An 18,485-nucleotide genomic window follows, 5' to 3' on the forward strand; every position below is an offset into this window, starting at 1 on the left:
TTCTTCGCTCATTGCCGGATCTCAAACGCAAACTATTGAGATCCAAAAATGTCCCAACGTAGAAATAAAATCATGCTCGCCGCTGCGGCGGCAGGCCTCGGCGCGTCCGCTTCTTGGGCGCAGAGCACCGAATCGATGGCGGTGGTGGAGCTTCCCGAGCTTTACGTGACCGGTTCGCTCTGGCAATCGGAGCTGCTGGACACCACAGCCAGCGTCACTGTGCTCGATTCCGACCGCTTCGCGGCCGATGGTTCGCAGCACTTCGAAAACCTGATCGACGCGATCCCGAACCTCACTTGGACGGGTGGCACTTCGCGTCCCCGCTACTTGCAAATTCGCGGCATCGGCGAGAATTCCCAGTTCGAGGGAGAGACTCCGGACTCCTCGGTCCGCTTCGTGATCGACGACCTCGACTTCACGGGAGTCGGCACCGTGGGCAGCCTTTTCGACATGCAGCAAGTCGAGGTGCTACGCGGTCCGCAGGCAGGCTCTTTCGGTCTTAATGCAGCCGGCGGCGTTATCAAGCTCGTATCCGCCGACCCGACTCCGACGCGTTCCGGACTGATCGAAACCAGCATCGGCGAGGACAGCCTCATTTCCGGTGGCATCGCTTTCGGCGGACCGCTGGGCGGCGAAAGGCTCATGTATCGCCTCTCGGTGCATCAGCTTTCCCAAGACGGCTGGCGCGAAAACCAGACGCTTGACCGCGATGATACCAACGAGCGCGACGAGCTCACCTCCCGCTTGAAGCTTCGCTGGCTGGCTACCGACGATTGGACTTGGGATGGCACGCTCTTTTATGCCGACGTCAACAACGGCTACGACGAATGGAGCTTGGACAACAGCGGTTTCCAAACCTATTCCGACGAGCCTGGCCGTGACGAGCAGGAGTCCTTCGCGGCCAGCCTGCGCGGAACGTGGCAACAGTCGGAGGACAGCACCTTCACGACGATCACCAGCCTCAGCCAAAGCGACTCGCTCTACAGCTACGATTCCGACTGGACGACGCTCAACAGCGAAGATCCTCGCTCTTACGACGCCTTCATGGAAATCGTGCGTGATCGCGAAGCCTTCTCCCAAGAGTTCCGCTACGACTCGCGTGCTGGCGGAGCCTTGGATCGCTGGACGCTTGGAGCTTATTTCGGCGTGCTCGACGAGAGCAGCGACATCGACTATCGCGACATGTGGAGCAGCCCCGAATGGCCCGTGTTGGCAGACTCCAGCTACGAGAGCGAAAATTACGCGCTCTTCGGCCAAGTCGAGAAGTCGCTCTCCGAATCCTCCCGTCTCGTTCTGGGGCTACGCAGCGAGTACTACTCGATTGAGGCCGCTTCCGAAGGCCTCTACTACGGCTCGCCTTTGCCCAGCGGTCGCGGCAAGGAATCCGGAACCGTGTTTGGCGGAAACCTGACCTTTGAGAACGACATCGCCGAAAACCACCTGTTCTTCGCGACATTGGCTCGTGGATACAAAGCTGGTGGCGCCAATATCGCGGCCTTCCTCGAAGAAGGCGATCCCTTGACCTATGGCGACGAAACCCTGTGGAACTACGAGCTCGGTCTCCGCAGCAATTGGTTTGATGGGAAGATGACCTCCTCCGTAACCGCTTTCTACCTTGATCGCAGTGATGCCCAGCTGCGCGACTCTGCGGGCGCTGGCGGATTCTTCCGTTACTTCACTTCCAACCAGGGCGACGCAGAGCACTTCGGTCTAGAAGCGGAAACCCGCTGGTACGTATCCGAAAACTGGACGCTTAACGCCGGTATTGGATTGCTTGATACGGAGCTTGCTTCCACTGGACGCGAACTGTCTAACGCGCCAAGCTTCACCTACAATGCTGGTCTCAGCTACAGCGGCAACAACGGCGTATTCGGCAATCTGCGTCTCAGCGGCCGCGACGAGTACTACGAGTCGAACAGCTCCAGCAACGACGAGCGACGTGACGCCTACACCGTAGTGAACGCCACGATCGGCTACGAGTTTGAGGAGTGGACTTTCTCGCTCTGGGCCAAAAACCTCTTCGACGAAGCGTACGCGAAGCGGCTTTTCTATTTCGGCAACGCCCAGCCAGACTGGACGCCGACCCGTTACGAGAATCCAGCTGACCCGCGCCAGATCGGGGTGACAGCGAGGTACGCGTTTTAGTCGCAATTGCGTTCGTATCGATATCAATTAACGGGTCCTCGCGCTGAGGGCCCGTTTTTTTGTGGTGATGATCCTCAAGATAGGCTCTTGCAGTGCGGACCGGGCGGTGCCGAGCGTAGCGACACATTCACCAGTTCCTCCAGAAGGAGGGACAACCTCCGTGTCGTCCGTGCTGCAGGAGCGATTCCGCTGCATTTGCGGATGGACCTATTTTTGTAGGGCGTCGTCCTCTGTATGGGGCGGAGTGGCTACCAAAACGGTTGCGGTTTCCGGTGTTTTCGGGTGGCTTGGTCCAGTTCTTGTAGACGACGGAATCGGCACTCATGAAAACTTATCTCAACAACCTTTTCGAGAGGGTTAGCCAAAGCCTCTGGCTGATGCCCGCTATGTCGATCACCTTGGCGATGGTGTCGGCCTATGGGATGCTTTATTGGGAGGGACTGGGCTTGGGGACTTGGGAAGATGTTCCCCTCGTTTACAGAAGCGGTCGTGAGACGTCGTTGGCGATTGTGGGCGCGATTGTTGGGTCGTTGGTAACGGTCGCAGGCGTTACTTTTTCGATCACCATCGTTTCGTTGACCTTGGCTTCCTCTCAGTTCGGTCCGCGGTTGTTGCGCAATTTTTTGAGGAGTCCGTCCTCGCAGGTGACGCTGGGGGCCTTGATCGGCTCGTTCGTCTACGGGATACTGATCATGCCGGCCATGGACGATGGCTGGGAAGCGGGCAAGGCCCATCCGTCGGTAACCTTGATGATCGTCTTAGCCTGCGTATGCGTGTGTTTGATTGTCCACTACATCCACCATGTTGCGACATCGATTCAAGCGGACTCCCTGGTTGCGTGCGTGTACAGGGAACTGGAGAGCAAGATAGAGGCCTTGCCTGAGCGCGAAACGGAAGAGGAGGGCAGCCAACAGCCCGAATGGGGCAAGGCTGACTTCGTTGTGCGAGCCAAGCGTTCGGGCTATCTGACCGCGATTGACCAGGAAGGTTTGTTGGAGACTGCCAAAAAGGGGAACGCGCGGATTTCGGTGCCGAAACGGGCGGGGCACTTCGTGGCGAAAGGAGAAGTGGTCGCCGAGGTCTTCGGCGATGTGAACGAGGCGTCCGTTTCGAAATCCATTTCAGATGCTATCTTCTTGGGGGATAAGCGTACTCCAGAGCAAAACCTGGAATTTCTGGTCGACCAATTGGTGGAGCTCGCTCTGCGGGCGATCTCTCCTGGTATCAACGATCCGAATACGGCGATCGTTTGTATCGATTACCTTTCGGCCGCCTTGCTGCAGGTGAGGTCAAAGTCGCTGCCGCCAGCTTGCCTCGTGGACGATGAAGGGGAATTGAGAGTGCACTGCCTACAAACAACCTACGATGGACTGATAAACGAGGCGTTTAATCAGTTGCGGCAGGCAGGCGCTGCGTATCCAGAAATTGTGATCAGAATCGTGAATTCTCTGGAACGAATCGGCGTTGGGCTGGCGCCTGACGACAAGAGGGTGCCAAGCTTGGCGAAGCAGCTGTCGCAGATTGTCCAGATGGAAAGTTCAAGTGCCCATCCTCGGGTCGATGGGGATCGGGAGGATATTGCTGCATCGATTGCCCGTTGCCAAAAGGTGTTTGCAGGGCATCGAGTGTAGGTGATTTTAGAAGGGACTCGCTTGTTCCTGCGCTTCGACGAGGGCGTTGACGACGATCATCAAGGTGGCGAAGGCGGCGGCCTTGCTTGGCTCGTTTAGCTTCAGCTTCTTGGGCAGCGTCTTGTTGGTCGCTTCCAGCCTGCTAAGAAGGCAAAAGAGCAGCAGCGGATCGCGGCTTAGCTCGACGAGCGCATCTTCATCGGACTTTCCTGGACTTCGCGATTGTTCGGCGGTGGCGTTCAGGAACTCTCGGGTGCAAGTATCGACGAGTCCGGCGCGGTTGGGGCTGCTTCGGTGCAGCTGGCCTCATGCATGGGGGCGACGGTGACGGGCGTGTGCAGCGGTAGAAATAGCGAACTTGGAGGTCCTTGGGCGCCGCGAATGTGGTCGATTATCAAATCCAAGGTATGAGTCGGTTCGAAGGTCGCTACGACGTCGTGTTCGGCTTCTATCTTGGCGGCAGCTGCGTTGTGGGCATCGAGCATGAGGGTACTGCTATCGCCGAGGCTTCCTGGATTTGGGATGAGGCAAGGGTTGGATAACTAGAGTAACTAGAGATGAAAATTTAGTAGTGGGCTGTGTGGGGAATGGCCAGTATCTTTTCTAGCTCCCGACGCGCTGTATTGAGTCCTGGTGGGAGGCTGGGAGTGAGGTCTTGTGTACTGAGGGGATCGATACTGCGAAGTCTTTTTAGCCCTGCTTTGTTAGATCGCCGGTGGGGTGAGGGGTATTGGACTGCATGGCACTGGTTGGATCGGGTTGTGCGCGGGACGGGCGTAAAGCCCGCGCCCTACGTCGTCGCTGGAATCGTGGGAGTTGAGGAAGGAGAGTGAGTTGATTGCTCGAAAGCGACTTGCTGGATGTTCTCTTAGGCTCTGGGACTAGGCTTGGCGTTGACGGAGGCTGGATTGGGCCTAGGGTGGCGCTACTACTTGTTATGCCGCTTGAATCCCTAGACTCTAACGTTTTTGATAAGAAGTATGGGGGCGGGTGTGCCTGCCTGTTTGGCTTGCCGTTTTTCTTGGCGGGCCTCGGGGTTATTGTTGCCACGATCCTGATCGCAGTTGGGGAGCTTGATGGGGATTTGCCGCTTTTCTTCGGTCTGCCGTTTGGAGGTGTCTTCGTCGCGGTGGGGGCGGGGATTCTGTTTTATCGCTCTGGCTTGAGGATCGATAAGGGGCAGGGAGAAGTTGCCTCTTGGTGGGGGTTGCTGGTCCCTCTGAGGACTAAGCGTTATGCGCTCGGCGATATCGAACTCGTGACCATCACGCATGAAATTCGCAGATCCAAGAATTCGTCCTATTCGGTGTATCCAGTAAAGCTGACGTTGAAGAAAGGCGGCGAGCTGAAAGTAACGGAAGAGCGCAAGGGATCTAACTCGCGGCGGGAGGCGGAGGCGATCGCCAAGTTTCTGGAGGTCGATATTGTGGATCGCTCGGGAGCTGGCGAAGTGCGCCGGAAGCATGTCGAGTTGGATATGAGCGTGAAGGATCGCTTTCGGAAAGGCCTTTTGCGTAACGACATCCCGGAGGTGCCGTTTGGGATGCGGTCCAAAGTGGAGTTCGATGAGTATTCCCTGTCGGTAAAGATCCCTCCCCTGGGGTTCCGGCCGTGGCTTTTGGTGCCGACCCTTGGCGTTGCCGTTTTCTTGGCGTTCCCGTTTTTCGGCATGCTGTTGCCGTTTTTGAATGATCAAGAAAGCGTCGACTGGTTTTTTTTCTTCTTCGTTGGGTTCGTCGCGTTGTTCATGGCGGCTCCGCTGTCCTTTGTTCTTCGCATGTGGATAGGGGCTTTGAAGGTTTCCGAATCGTTCCAGGTGGACCGGAATCGGCTCGTGTACGAAAGAGGTTGGCTTCTGAAGAAACGCGTCGAGATCGAGGCGGAGGAGATCGAGGAGCTGAGCTCTGGCTTGGTCCGTGGCAACAGTCGTCGGCCTTTCAACCTACAGGGCCATCCGATACAGCTGAGAAGCGACCGGATGGATCTGAAGATCGGAGCCCATCTTGGGAAAGAGGAGAGCGAGTACATCGTTGCCCTGATGAAGGCGGTGCTCGTTTCCTAGCCTTCAGCAGGGGCGCATGATGTCGCGGGCGTTGCGATCCAACGTTTGCCCGAGGCGATGGCGTTTTAGCCAACCAACGTCTATGCGGTATTTATAGTCCGGTTGCGCGCCCCGGCGCGTGGGGGGTGCCCGAGGTCGGGACTTTTAAGGCGTGGGAAATAATCGCGGCGATAACCGTCGATCGTAGTCGACGAAAGAAAGAGGCTACCAAAAATGCATTAGTCTCCGAATTCGGTGGAGAGGCTGGTTTGCTAGGTCGGATCCTCTCGCGCGAACTTGGAGGCTTGGGCTATCAGTTCCGCTGCGGGACGTATTCCGGTGTAGAGCACGAATTGCTCGATGGCCTGTAGGGTCATCACTTCAGCTCCGGTTATCACCGATTTTCCTTGGGAGCGGGCGAGTTTGATAAGAGGCGTTTCTGAGGGGAGGGCGACGACGTCGAATACGAATTTCGCGGAGCGTACGATTGTTTCGGGAAACGCTAAGTCTTCAGCGCTGGAACCGCCCTCCATGCCAATAGGGGTGACGTTTATGAGCAAGTTGGGCTCGTCGTTTTCCTCCAGGTTTGGCTTCCACTTGAATCCGTATTGCTGGGCCAAGGACGGACCTTTCTCGGGGTTGCGGGCTACGACCGCGCCGTTCTGGAAACCTGCGTCGCGCAGGGCGCAAGCCACTGCTTTGGCCATGCCGCCACTGCCGCGCAGGGCGAAGGTTAAATCGTTCGGGACGTTGTGCGATTTCAGAAGGGAGAAGACGGCCGTGTAGTCGGTGTTGTAGCCTTTGAGCTGGCCGGCTGTATTTACGATCGTATTGACCGACTGTATACCGGTAGCGGAGGGATCCAGTTCGTCGAGCATGGGGATGCAGTCCTCCTTGAAGGGCATGGAAATGGCGCAGCCACGAATGCCAAAGGCTCGTATGCCTCCGATCGCTGCGGCGAGGTCTTCGGTGGTGAAGGCCTTGTAAACGTAGTTGAGGCCGAGCTCGCGATAGAGGTAGTTGTGCAACCGTGTCCCTGTGTTGCCGGGACGGGCTGCTAATGACATGCAGACTTGGGTGTCTTTGTTGATGTAGGCGGTCATGGTTCGAGTGAGAATAAATCTGCCGGCGATTGCAGTAAAAGAAGTTTGCGGAGGGGGCTCTGCGGGACGGCCTTATAGGCCGCACCCTACGGAGGCGAAACGGCGCCTGGGGAGACTCCCAGGCGCCGCTCTTGGTTGTTAACTGTTTACTAGACTTAAAAGCTGCCGCCGAATTGGAAGCCGAGGACGAGGGCGTTGTCGATGTCGCCGGTGCCGCCTGGCTTTACGATGTACTGTAGGTCGGGCTGGAAATAGCTGGCAGGGCTGAGCTGGAAGCGGTGGGCGAGCTCGATGACCATTTCGTAGTCGGCCTCGGAACGGCCGGCTTCGGATTCGACTTTTGAATACACGTCGCTGAAGCCGCCGTAGGTGGCGAAGAAGAGGGTGCTGTCGTTTTCGCGTCCGGGGAAGAGGCCCCGGTAGTTGGCGCCAAAGGTGGATTGGACGGGGACGATGGCGACGTCGTCGTGGCTGGTGTAGCCAATAGTGGCGAAGAGGGTGAGTCCGTTGTCGCTGTCGGGAGATTCCGAATACACTTGGTAATCGGCGTTGGCGTAGAAGCGCACGAACTCTTCGCGATCTTGGTCGCTATCGAAGCGGTCCATGTCGAAGAAGGCGTTGTTCATGCCGACGAAGAAGTGGGCGGGGCGGTCGTTGAAGGTGGGGTTCCAGTTGAGCTGGGTGAAGACCGAGAGTCCGTCGCTCCCGCGGATTGCGAAGTCGGTACCGTGGTTCTTGGGATCCCACATGCTTTCGGAGAGCTGGAAGGTTCCGATTTGGGCGTAGGTGGTTTCGTTGATCTGGTACTTGGCTCGGGCTCCCCAGACGGCGAAGGGGTAGGAGGTCATGACTCCGTCGAAGAGGGCGGCTCGGATCTGGCCGTTGACGGCGTTGTTCATGGAGTAGCTGAAGAAGGGCGAGCCGCAGAAATCGTCGGTCGCGCTCATGCGCCCGAATTTCAATGACAGCTGGTCGTCCATGAATTGCTTCTCGAGAGTCACGTTGTAGAGGAAGGTAGTTTGTCCGCCGACCACTTGCATGACGCTGTACTGGCCGCCGACAGCGGCGTCGATGCTGCGGCCATGGCGGTCGATTCCGGCAATGGCGAATTCGGTGTCATCCCAGCCGAACTTCTTCTCGAGGTCGAACTTGGCGCCGAAGAAGAGTCCGCCGGCGTAGGCTTCGTCGGACTCGTTGCCGCCGTCCACGTTGCTGGCGAAGATGCCGGTGTAGTAGGCGAAGGTTTCGATTCCGCTGTCGGCGAGGGCGGTGCGGGCGCCGCCCCAGTCGCCGGAGAGGCGATCGCGTTCCTGCCAAGGGGTGTTTTCGGCAAAGGTGGTGGAGGTGGTGACGAGCAGGGCGATGGCGAGAGGTAGTTTATTTTTCATTACGGTATTGGCGTTGGTGGTTATGCGGCGGCTTCGTTGGCTGCGGGGCGGCGCTTTTTTAGGAAGAATAGAACGGTAGTGGTGACGAGGGTACCGGCTACGATGGCGATGAGGTAGCCGAGCATGTGGGTGATGGCGTTGGGGATCGCTAGGACGAAGATCCCGCCGTGCGGCACCATCAGCTTGCTGCCGACGGCCATGGAGATGGCGCCTGCGGTGGCGGATCCGGCGATGGTTGCGGGAATGACGCGGAAGGGATCGGCGGCGGCGTAGGGAATGGCTCCCTCGGTGATGAAGGCGATGCCCAGCACAGCGGTGGCTTTGGTGGCTTGTTGCTCGTCGGCGCTGAAGCGATTTTTGAAGAGGGTGGCGGCGAGAGCGACGCCGAGCGGGGGAACCATGCCGGCGGCCATGACGGCGGCCATGGGGCCGTAGATTTGGGTGGCCACGAGGCCGACGGCGAAGGTGTAGGCGGCTTTGTTGATGGGGCCCCCCATGTCGAAGGCCATCATGCCGCCGAGGAGGAGGCCAAGGATAAGGGCGCTGCTGCCTTGCATGGCGTTGAGCCAGGCGGAGACGCCATCCATGAGGCCTTTCACCGGCGGACCGATCAAGTAGACCATGGCGAGTCCGACGACGAGGGAGGAAATCAGCGGGAGGATGAGGACGGGCTTGAGGCCGGCGAGTTGGTCCGGAAGCTTGATGGCTTTGTTGAGCCATCGGGTGAAGTAGCCGGCGAGGAAGCCTGCGGCGATGCCGCCGAGGAATCCAGCTCCGAGGCTGGAGGCGAGCATGCCGCCGATGAGTCCGGGAGTGAGTCCGGGACGGTCGGCGATGGAGAAAGCGATGAAGCCGGCGAAGACAGGAACGAAAAGGGCGAAGGCCGAGGCGCCGCCGATTTGCATGAGGGCCCAGCCGAGTGTGCCTTCTTCGTCTCCGGCGTAGATGCCGCCGATGGCGAAGGCGAGGGCGATGAGTAGTCCGCCAGCCACTACAAGCGGAAGCATATGGGAGACGCCGGTCATGAGGTGCTTGTAGGGACCGGTGCGTTCTTTTTTGGCAGGTTGCTTGAGACCGCTGCCTTGGGCGGGCGAGGGCTCGAGGGCGAGGGCTTCTTTTATGAGGCCTTGGGAATCGCGGATGGCGGCTTTGGTGCCGGTTTCGAGAAGCTTCTTGCCAGAAAAGCGGGCGGTCTCGACAGTGGCGTCGGCAGCCACAATGACGGCATCGGCCTTGGCGATGTCTTCGGCGGTGAGTTCATTCTTGGCGCCGACCGAGCCTCGGGTTTCAACCTTCATCTCGTAGCCCATGGCTTTGGCCCCTTTGATGAGGGCTTCGGCGGCCATGAAGGTGTGGGCGATGCCCGTAGGGCAGGAGGTGACGCCGATGAGGTATTTGTTGGCGACCGCGACGGGGGCGGATGTTTCGCGAGGTGGGAGAGTCGTATTTGTTTGTTGGGTACGCGGTGAAATGGGATCGAGAATCTTGCCGGTCTCGCGGATGAGTTGGGGGCGGTCGGTCTGGATGTCTTGATCGTTCGAGCGGAGGTGGACTTCGCCGCTAGTGGTTTGGGAGGACTCGACGATGTCGAGCTGCAGGCCGCGGAGCTTGCTTTCCGCTTGGAGGGCGGAGACGGCGAGGCGGGTGAGCGGCTCGTCGGCGGGAGAGGCGAAGGTGGCTGTGATGGTTTTCATTAGGGGTGGGGAGTTGGGGGTTAAGCTTGGAGAACGGAGAGAGGTTGGACGGAGATTTGCGGGAGGCGCTTCTCGATGATTTCGGCGGCGGGTAGTTGGCGGCGGACGTCTTCGAGGGCGCACCAGGCGAAGACGCTGGCGAGGCGGGCTCGGTCGGTGGCGTTGCGACCGGTAGCGAGTCCGGCGAGGTAGCCCGCGAGCAGGGAGTCGCCGGCTCCGACGGTGCTGACGACTTTGACGGGCGGGGCGGAGGCCATGAGGGCTTTTTCCGGAGAAAAGAAGAGCGCGCCTTCGCTGCCGAGGGAGAGGATGACGTGCGGGACTTTCTCTTTTTGCAGCTGCGTGGCGGCAACTACGCGGGAGGCGAAATCGGGCAGGTCGTGGCCGAGATATTCGGCGAGCTCGTGCTCGTTTGGTTTGATGAGGTCGGCTCCGTTTTCGATGGCGACCTTGAGGGCTTCGCCGCTGGTATCGACGGCGATTTTTGCTCCGCCGCGTTTGATGAGGGCGATGATTTCCGCGAAGAAATCGGGGCTGACTCCGGCGGGCAGGCTACCGGCGAGGACGAACCAGCGGTCGGGCCTGATGAGTTGGGCGAGCTTCTTTTCGAATTGGTTGAACTCGTGGGCGGAGGGCTGGAGTCCGGGGAAATTGATGTCGGTGGTTTGGCGGGTGGCGGCGTCGACGATTTTGATGCCGGTGCGGGTTTCGCCGGGGATCCAGACGAATGCGTCGCTGATGGCTTTGCTTTTGAAGAGTTCGTTGAAGACGCGTGGGTTTTCCTTGCCGAGGAAGCCGGTGGCGGTGGAGGCGATGCCGAATCCGGCGAGCATGGAGGAAACGTTTACTCCCTTGCCGCCGGCTTGGCGGTAGTGGCGCTCGGTGCGGTTGACCTGGCCCGGCTCGAAGCGATCGATGAAGACTGTCTGGTCGATGGCGGGGTTGAGCGTGATGGTGACGATGTCGTTTTGCGTGTTCATGGCGGGCTGGGCTTAGTGGCTGGGGCGGAGGGCGCGGACGGCGCGGGCGTCGCGTTGGTGGAGGGCTTTTTCGGCGAGGGCGGAAAGCGTTTCCAGTTTCTCGTGGCGGAGCAGGGCTTTGACCTGCGGGACGATGGCGGGCGGCATACTGAGCTCGTCGATGCCGAGGCCGGTGAGGATGAGAGCGCCGAGGGGATCGGCGGCGAGTCCGCCACAGACGCCAACCCATTTGCCCTTGTCGTGGGCGGCTTTGACGGTGTCGCGGATGAGGCGCAGGACGACCGGATGAAGGCTGTCGGCGCGGCGAGCGAGCAGCGGATGGGTGCGGTCAACGGCGAGGGCGTATTGCGTCAAGTCGTTGGTGCCGATGGAGAAGAAGTCAGCCAGCTCGGCCAGTTCAGGAGCCATGGTGACGGCGGAGGGGACTTCGATCATGACGCCCAGCTCGACCTTTTGGCCGCCCACTTCGCGGCGAACTTTTTCTGCCATTTCGCGGGCTCGCAGGAAGTCGTTGGGCGTGGCGATCATGGGGAACATGAGACGGATGGGGCCGTGCTCGGCGGCGCGAAAGATGGCTCGCAGTTGGGTGGTGGCGAGGTCGGGGCGTGCGAGGCTGAGGCGGAATCCGCGCAGGCCGAGGAAGGAGAGGTCCTGCTCGCTGAGACCGAGGTAGGAGACGGGCTTGTCGCCGCCGATGTCTAGGGTGCGCACGATCATGGGCAGGCCTTGGAGGGACTCGATCATGGTGCGGAGCTCGTTGTATTGTTCCTCTTCGTCCGGGGCGTGGTCGCGGTCGAGGAAGAGGAATTCGGTGCGGAGGAGGCCAACGCCTTCTGCTCCGGAATCGATGACGGAAGCGGCTTCGGCGGTTTGGCCGATGTTGGCAACGACTTCGACGCGGTGGCCGTCCTGAAGGATGGCGGGCTCGAAGCGTTGGTCCCAGTCTTGGTTGCGCTGGATGCTGACTTCCTGGATAGCGGCTTGGGCGGATTTGAGATCGCCCTCGCTCGGGCTGAGGATGACGCGGCTGCCGGAGGCGTCGAGAATGACGGTTTCGCCGATGGGGATGCGGTTGCTATTGCCTCCCATGGCGACGAGCATGGGGATGCCGAGGGAGCGGGCGACGATGGCGGCGTGGGCGTTGGGCGAGCCGTTTTTGAGGCAGATGCCTTTGATCTTGTCGGCCTTGAGCTGGGCAGCTTGAGAAGGGTCGAGGTCTTCGGCGACGAGGATGACCGGCTCGGTGATTTCCGAGATGGGGTCGACTTCGATGCCGAGGAGGATTTTTTGTACGCGTTGGCCGACGTCGCGCAGGTCGTCGGCTCGCTGGGCGAGGCGCTTGTCTTCTAGGTTGGCGAGCTTGGCGGTTTGGATTTGGATGGTGGTGGTCCAAGCGGTGAGAGCGTCGTCGCCGGCGTCGATGAAAGCGGCGGCTTGCTCGCGTAGTTTTTCGTCGGATACGAGGGAGGCGTGTGCTTCGAAGAGGTCGCGCTGGACGGCGTTGAGGTCGCCTTCGGTGAGGGCGAGAAGTTGTTTCCTCGCTACGGTGATGGCGCTCTGCAGGGCGGCGGTCTCGGCGGCGGTGTCGCCGCCGGCGCGTTTGCGGTTGGCGAGATCGACGGGGCTCCACTTCCATGCGGTTGCGATGGCGAGGCCGGGCGCGGCCATAGTGCCGGAGAGGGCTTGGGTGGACTCGAGTTCGCCGGTCCACTGCTTGCCTGAGTGGGCTGCGACGTTTTCTTCCTCTTGTGGCTCGTTGTTGATCTCTTCGAGCAGGGCGGCGAGGTTGGAGAGGGTGTCGGTTTCGTTGTCGCCTTCGACGCGGATGCGGACGGAGTCGCCGGCTGCGATGCCGAGGGAAAGGATGCGGGAAGGGCTGTCGGCTTCGATCTCGCGGCTTTTGACGACGAGAGTTACTTTGCCGTCGTAGGCTTGGACGGCGCGGGCGAATTTGCCGGCGGGTCGGAGGTGGAAGCCGCGCGGATTGCTGAAGGGGAGTTCGATTTCGCTACCGAGGAAATGGGAGGAGGCGGCTGGGGCGTCCGCTGCAGTTGCGACGTTGCCTGAAATTGCTTCGATAATTTCGGAGGGGTCGTTGGTTTGGGCGAGTCGCTGGGCGAGGGCTGTGTCGCTAACGATTCCGGTGAGGCTGCGAAGCAGGCCGATATGCTCGTCGGACTTGGCGGCGATGCCGAAGACGAGGTGGGCTTTTTGCCCGTCTTGCCAGGCGACGCCTTGGGGGATTTGGAGAATGGAGACGCGGGTGTTCTTGATGTGCTTGGCGTCTTGGGGGCGACCGTGTGGGATGGAGACGCCGTTGCCGAGGTAGGTGGTGGCGGTGAGCTCTCGGGCCAGCATGCTGTCGACGTATTCCGGGTCGATGGAGTCGCTCTGGACAAGGATGTCGGCTGCGGCGCGGATGGCGTCTTCCTTGGAGTTGAGGGTGGCGCCGAGACGGACGTCGCTAGGGGTCATTGTAATCATGAGCAGGGTAATTTTTAGGGTTCCGAAGGGGTGGAGCGTGTTTCTGGTTATGTGTGTAAACGTTTCCACATTCGCTCGTCAATGTGAAAACGTTTACATAAGTGAGAGGAGCTTGGTTTTAGGATAAAAACTGATTGATTGATAGTTAGATACGAAAGGTAACTTTTTTCTTATGGCTGTGTTTTCGCTTTATAAATCGATGTTTTGTGTAAACGATAACAGTCATGTCTCAATCGATCAAAGACGTCGCCAAGCGAGCGGGTTGTTCCATTGCCACGGTTTCCCGCGTGTTATCGGGGAAGGGCTACATCAGCGAGGATGCCCGCAAGAAGGTGGAGGCGGCGGTGGAAGCGCTTGGCTATCGTCCGAACCGGGTGGCTCGGAACCTACGGGAGCGGAAGTCGCGGGTGATCGGCTTGATCGTGTCGGATATCAGCAACCCGTTTTTCAGCGAGATCAGTCGGGCGGTGGAGCGGGTAGCGATGGCGAGAGGTTTCAGCGTGCTGATTTGCAACACGGACGAGGACGGGGAGAAGGAGGGACGCTACTTGAAGTTGATGGACGAGGAGCAGGTTGCGGGCATTTTGCTGTCGCCGACGCGGGCGAACAAGAAGCCGATCGATCCAGGCAAGTTGCCGCCGATGGTGTTGATCGACCGCAAGCTAAACGAGGCTTCGCTGGATGCGGTTTTGATCGACAATGAAGGGGCGGCTCGACGTTTGACCCAGACCTTGTTGGAGGGCGGCTTTCGGAAGATCGCGGGGATATTCGGTGGGGAGAATAGTTTTACGGCGGCGCTGCGTATCCAGGGTTTCAAGACGGCCTTCGAGGGGCAAGAGGAGCGTATGGGGGCGATTCGCCAAGGACCGGCATTCGAGGCGGAGGGTGTCAGGCTGATGCGGGAAATATTGGCGGAGGATCCGTCGGTCGACGCGGTGGTTTGCAGCAGCGCTCTTTTGGCGACGGGCGCCTACAAGGCCTTGCGAGAAGGGGGAGGCAAGAAGCTCGCTGAGATGGGCTTTGCCTGTTTCGACGATCCGTCGTGGGCGAGTTTCGTGGAACCGGCGGTAACAGTGGTACGACAGCCCGCGTCGGCGATGGGGGAGGCCGCAGCAGACTTGTTGCTAAAGCGTATCGAGGATGGGGGGCGCCCGGTGAGCGAAGTGGTGCTGCAAGGCGAACTGGTGGAGCGCGAATCGAGCGCGCGGCGCTGAGAACGTTATTTCTTTTAAGCTCTTGGCTTGAGGACGGGAGCTGACGGCATGCGTCCGTCGTATCCGTATCTTAATGACAAACGGTATTGGGATTACGGATACTTTTTAGGGTGGCCTAGTTCGTGGGCGTTTTGTCGCTTAGCGGCTTGTCGGCGACGTAGATCATGTAGGCTTCGCGGCGGGAGGAGCCGAAGACTTTGGCGGGCATGGCTTGCACCTGGAAACCGGCTTTCTCGAGCAGGCGTTCGATGGCTGCGTCGGGGGCGGCGAACCAGAGGGCGGCGCGGCCGCCGGGGCGCAGGGCTTGCCAGATCTTGCGTATCCCTTGCTTGCCGTAGAGATCGTGGTTTTCGGTTTTCACCATGGCGGTGGTGTTGTTGTCGATATCGAGGGCGATGGCGTCGTAGGGAGATGAGGTGGAGCGGGAAATGACGTCGGCGACGTCTTCGGTGATCACTTCCACGCGCTCGTCCTTTAGGGCGTCGCCGTTCAGCGCGGCCATGTAGGTCCGGTTCCATTCCACGATCTCGGGGAAGAGTTCGACGACGTGCACGCTCGCCTGGGGGCCGGTGGAGTCGAGTACGCTTTTAAGGGTGAAGCCTAGGCCGAGTCCGCCGATCAGGACCTTCGGTTGCTGGTCGGCGCTGCCGTGGCGCTCACAGGCGATGCTGCCGAGCTGGATCTCGGAGGTGGCGACCTTGGAGTGCATGAGCTGCTGGCCGTTCACGCGGATGCAGAAGCTGCCGTCGTGCTCGACGAGCGTCATGCGGGCTCCGTTGGGAGTGGTGGTTTCGGCGAGCGTGATGTTTGGCTTCATCGGGCAGGGAGCAAAGAGCAGTCGTACAAGGGATGCAAGCGCTGGGGACTCGAGGCGGAGCGAGCGCCACGCCCTACGACGCAGCTCCCTTGACCAGTTCCCAGAATTCTTCGCGGTTGTTGCTGCGGGGGAAGGGGGTGTCGGGGGCGTTGACTTGTAGAAAATCGCAGAGCGGTTGCCAGCCTTGGGCGACTTCGAAGACGAGGAGCTGAGAGGCGGGGATGGCAGCTTTGACGGCGGCGGTATGTTTCGAAAAGTCTTCCGCCATCTTTTCAGGGCTCGATCCTACTTGGAAGCCGGTGCGTTCGATGACGGCCTTCGCCATATCGAGCCATTCCCACATAGGCGGAGGCGCCTTTTCCTTGCTGCCGATCAGAGCGTTGATGGTCTCGCCAAAACTAGCGGCCCAGCTTTCGGGGCTTCGTACGGTGAGCACGAACTTTGCATTGGGGTAGGCGGCGTAGAGCTCGCGGTAGAACCCGGAGGTCGGCCAGTCGACAGCGCTGCCGTAGCCTTGGTAGAGCGTTTGCCAGTCTGGATCGCCGGCGAGGGCAGCTTGCCAGCGAGGCAAGTGGGTAACCATGTTCTTGGCCACTTCTTCCATGTGGTAACAAGGACCGAAGCCGAGTTGCTCGAGGGCGAGTTTGAGGGAGTAGGTGCCGGTGCGACCGACGCCCGTGCCGATGATTTGAGGCTGCATAGAACGAACTTTGGGTTGAAGGTGGGACAAAGAAGCGAAGCTGCTATCTTCGTTAAGATACACTGATGCACAAGCTGCTTTGCCCGAGAGCCTCGCAAAAGCTTTGATTCGAAAAGCAGTTGTGATGGGCGATTGTTCGTTGGCGAGGTTTCCGGATGCTTGTTCGGACAGGGTGGATGTTGCTCCGCTTTCATTATGGGATTTCCAAAGCTAACAGAAAAATCGCTTTTGCTGCTTTTGGCGGCGGTGCAGTTTACCCACATCATGGACTTCATGATCCTGATGCCTCTGGGGCCGCAGCTGGTACGCGACCTGGGGATCGGGCCGGGGAGGTTCAGCGCCATCGTGGCGGCTTACGCGATCAGCTCGGGAATCGTGGGGCTTTTGACGGCACCTTTTATCGACCGCTTCGATCGTCGCATGGCGCTGCTTTTCGTGTATGCCGGCTTCACGGTGGGCACCTTGGCCTGTGGATTGGCTCAAGATGCGAACACTTTGATGATGGGGCGCATGATCAGCGGCGGCTTTGGCGGCGTGGCCACGGCGTTGGTATTGTCGATCGTGGGGGACGTGGTGCCACCACAGCGTCGGGCGGCTGCTGTCGGCGTGGTGATGACTGCCTTTTCTGTTGCTTCGGCATTAGGCGTGCCAACGGGGCTCTACCTTGCGAGCGCCTTTGACTGGGAAGCCCCGTTTCTGATGCTGGCCGGTTTGGCTTCGACGATGTGGCTGGTGGCGTTTGTCGGCTTGCCGTCGGTAGGCGGCCACCTCGAAGCGGATCCGAAAAAGCGAACCGCTTCCTTTATCGCTCTTCTGAAAGATGCCAATGCCGGGAAAGCGCTGCTGTTCTACGCGGCTTTGGTTTTTGGGCATTTTATTATCATCCCGCTAATGGCTCAGTACTTCGTGGCAAACATGGGCTTGCCGGAGGATCGCGTGTTCTTGGTCTACCTGATTGGTGGTGTACTGACGGTTTTCACGGCCCCGCGGATCGGTAAATTGGCCGACCGATTTGGGCGGGTGAGGGTGCTAGCGGTTTTGGTGGCCGTAGCCAGCGTCGTTACCTTGGCAATCGCTAACGGCGGAGCGATGCCCATGTGGCTTATTCTCCTTATCGCGGCCTTCTTCTTTGTCTTCGCCAGCGGCCGTTTCGTGCCGGGGCAAGCGATCATGACCTTGGCGGTACCGCCCGCTCGCCGCGGGGCCTTCATGAGCTTGAGCGGATGCGCGCGCGATGTGGCGTCGGGGGCGGCTTCGACGGCGAGTGGTTTGATTGTGACTGCAGATGCTTCCGGCCGCTTGATGGGTTACCACTGGCTCGGCTGGCTGGCGGTCAGCGTGAGTCTGCTGGCATTGGGACTAGCTCGTTTAGTGCGGGAGAGCGACCAAAGGGGGAGTGTAAATTCGTAGGGTGCGGCGCTTGCGCAGTCCCGCACTGCTTACGATCTAAACGGCCGCAATTTTGTCGAAGCTGACAAACCGACGCGGGACGGCGCAAGCGCCGCACCCTACATCTTAGAAGCCAATAATCTGGATTTTGGCTTGGGCGGCTTTTTCCAGGAGATAACGTCCGAAAAGTTTCGCAAATTAGTAGAGGTGCCTTTCCGCCGATGATCCGGTAGGCAGTTGGTGTTCAAACAAATACCCAAGATGGAAGACACCAACGGAAAGACAGTAAACGAGACGATAACAGCCGAGGGATCGGCATCAAGCGAAGTCGTGAAGATCGACTTCGGCAACCTAAAGAAGGATCTGGGCGGCTTCGTTCGTGGAACCGTCGAGGAGGCGATAAACGGTCTGCTCGACGCCGAGGCCGACCAAATCTGCAACGCGAAGCGCTACGAACGCAGCGACGAGCGTTCGGCTCATCGCAACGGCCACTACGAGCGCAAGCTGCATACGGGAGCTGGCGAAGTTAAGCTGAAGGTCCCCAAGCTTCGCGGAGCGAGCTTCGAGACCCAGATCATCGAACGCTACCGCAGACGCGAGTCCAGCGTGGAGGAATCGCTGGTCGAGATGTACTTGGCTGGCGTGTCGGTCCGACGGATCGAGGACATAACCGAGGCCCTTTGGGGCGCCAGGGTAAGCCCTTCGACCGTGAGCGATCTCAATCAGAAGATATACGAACGGATCGAGGCGTGGCGGCAGCGACCCCTGCGAAGCCGCTACGTCTACGCGTTTATGGACGGGCTGTGGCTGAAGCGCTCGTGGGGAGGCGAGATGGAGAACGTGAGCGTGCTTGTCGCCATCGGCGTCAACGAGCATGGCTTCCGCGAGGTGCTCGGCGT

General features: G+C 59.6%; 14 protein-coding genes. 6 read left to right on the plus strand and 8 right to left on the minus strand.

Translation table 11 applies throughout. The features are described 5' to 3' along the window. Window positions 1-48: 48 nt before the first annotated feature. Window positions 49-2,145 (plus strand): TonB-dependent receptor, encoded by a 2,097-nt coding sequence (locus IEN85_RS18845; protein WP_191618657.1) that lies wholly within the window; start codon window positions 49-51, stop codon window positions 2,143-2,145. 323 nt (window positions 2,146-2,468) lie between these two features. Beyond that, complete coding sequence (locus IEN85_RS18850) at window positions 2,469-3,776, plus strand: DUF2254 domain-containing protein (protein ID WP_191618658.1); 1,308 nt, start codon at window positions 2,469-2,471, stop codon at window positions 3,774-3,776. Window positions 3,777-4,015: 239 nt separating this feature from the next. Here the strand turns inward: IEN85_RS18850 and IEN85_RS25025 are convergent, their stop codons facing one another. After that, window positions 4,016-4,261, minus strand: a complete 246-nt coding sequence (locus IEN85_RS25025) for a hypothetical protein (protein ID WP_191618659.1) — start codon at window positions 4,259-4,261, stop codon at window positions 4,016-4,018. 353 nt (window positions 4,262-4,614) lie between these two features. Between IEN85_RS25025 and IEN85_RS18860 the strand changes: the two genes are divergently transcribed. Further along, entirely contained in the window at window positions 4,615-5,838 is a 1,224-nt protein-coding gene (locus IEN85_RS18860; protein WP_191618660.1) for a hypothetical protein, read from the plus strand. A gap of 251 nt (window positions 5,839-6,089) precedes the next feature. Here the strand turns inward: IEN85_RS18860 and IEN85_RS18865 are convergent, their stop codons facing one another. From IEN85_RS18865 to ptsP, 5 genes are all read right to left on the minus strand, one after another. Beyond that, on the minus strand, window positions 6,090-6,920 hold the full coding sequence (locus IEN85_RS18865; protein WP_191618661.1) for a shikimate 5-dehydrogenase: 831 nt from the start codon (window positions 6,918-6,920) through the stop codon (window positions 6,090-6,092). A 155-nt stretch (window positions 6,921-7,075) separates the two neighbouring features. Next, window positions 7,076-8,308, minus strand: coding sequence for a carbohydrate porin (locus tag IEN85_RS18870; protein WP_191618662.1), 1,233 nt, complete (start codon window positions 8,306-8,308; stop codon window positions 7,076-7,078). A 20-nt stretch (window positions 8,309-8,328) separates the two neighbouring features. Beyond that, window positions 8,329-10,002, minus strand: coding sequence for a PTS fructose transporter subunit IIC (locus IEN85_RS18875; RefSeq protein ID WP_191618663.1), 1,674 nt, complete (start codon window positions 10,000-10,002; stop codon window positions 8,329-8,331). 20 nt (window positions 10,003-10,022) lie between these two features. After that, window positions 10,023-10,982 (minus strand): 1-phosphofructokinase, encoded by a 960-nt coding sequence (gene pfkB, locus IEN85_RS18880; RefSeq protein WP_191618664.1) that lies wholly within the window; start codon window positions 10,980-10,982, stop codon window positions 10,023-10,025. Between the two features lie 12 nt (window positions 10,983-10,994). Beyond that, the gene (ptsP, locus tag IEN85_RS18885; RefSeq protein ID WP_191618665.1) at window positions 10,995-13,466 is read right to left on the minus strand and encodes a phosphoenolpyruvate--protein phosphotransferase; all 2,472 of its coding nucleotides are present in this window, start codon (window positions 13,464-13,466) and stop codon (window positions 10,995-10,997) included. A gap of 224 nt (window positions 13,467-13,690) precedes the next feature. Here ptsP and IEN85_RS18890 point away from each other — a divergent pair, with 224 nt between their 5' ends. Then, window positions 13,691-14,680 carry a LacI family DNA-binding transcriptional regulator gene (locus IEN85_RS18890; protein ID WP_191618666.1) on the plus strand — a complete coding sequence of 330 codons (990 nt, stop codon included), beginning with the start codon at window positions 13,691-13,693 and terminating at the stop codon, window positions 14,678-14,680. A 115-nt stretch (window positions 14,681-14,795) separates the two neighbouring features. Here the strand turns inward: IEN85_RS18890 and IEN85_RS18895 are convergent, their stop codons facing one another. Further along, a complete protein-coding gene (locus tag IEN85_RS18895) occupies window positions 14,796-15,497 on the minus strand; it encodes a spermine/spermidine synthase domain-containing protein (protein ID WP_191618667.1) in 702 nt (233 codons plus the stop codon). A gap of 73 nt (window positions 15,498-15,570) precedes the next feature. Further along, window positions 15,571-16,197 carry a sulfotransferase family protein gene (locus tag IEN85_RS18900; protein ID WP_191618668.1) on the minus strand — a complete coding sequence of 209 codons (627 nt, stop codon included), beginning with the start codon at window positions 16,195-16,197 and terminating at the stop codon, window positions 15,571-15,573. A 195-nt stretch (window positions 16,198-16,392) separates the two neighbouring features. Here IEN85_RS18900 and IEN85_RS18905 point away from each other — a divergent pair, with 195 nt between their 5' ends. Both IEN85_RS18905 and IEN85_RS18910 read left to right on the plus strand, forming a co-directional pair. After that, entirely contained in the window at window positions 16,393-17,607 is a 1,215-nt protein-coding gene (locus tag IEN85_RS18905; RefSeq protein WP_191618669.1) for an MFS transporter, read from the plus strand. Window positions 17,608-17,847: 240 nt separating this feature from the next. Continuing rightward, window positions 17,848-18,485 (plus strand): IS256 family transposase (locus IEN85_RS18910; protein WP_191618670.1); only part of this gene is annotated, 638 nt, incomplete at its 3' end.

The sequence above is a fragment of the Pelagicoccus enzymogenes genome, from assembly GCF_014803405.1.
Taxonomy (GTDB): Bacteria; Verrucomicrobiota; Verrucomicrobiia; order Opitutales; family Opitutaceae; genus Pelagicoccus; species Pelagicoccus enzymogenes.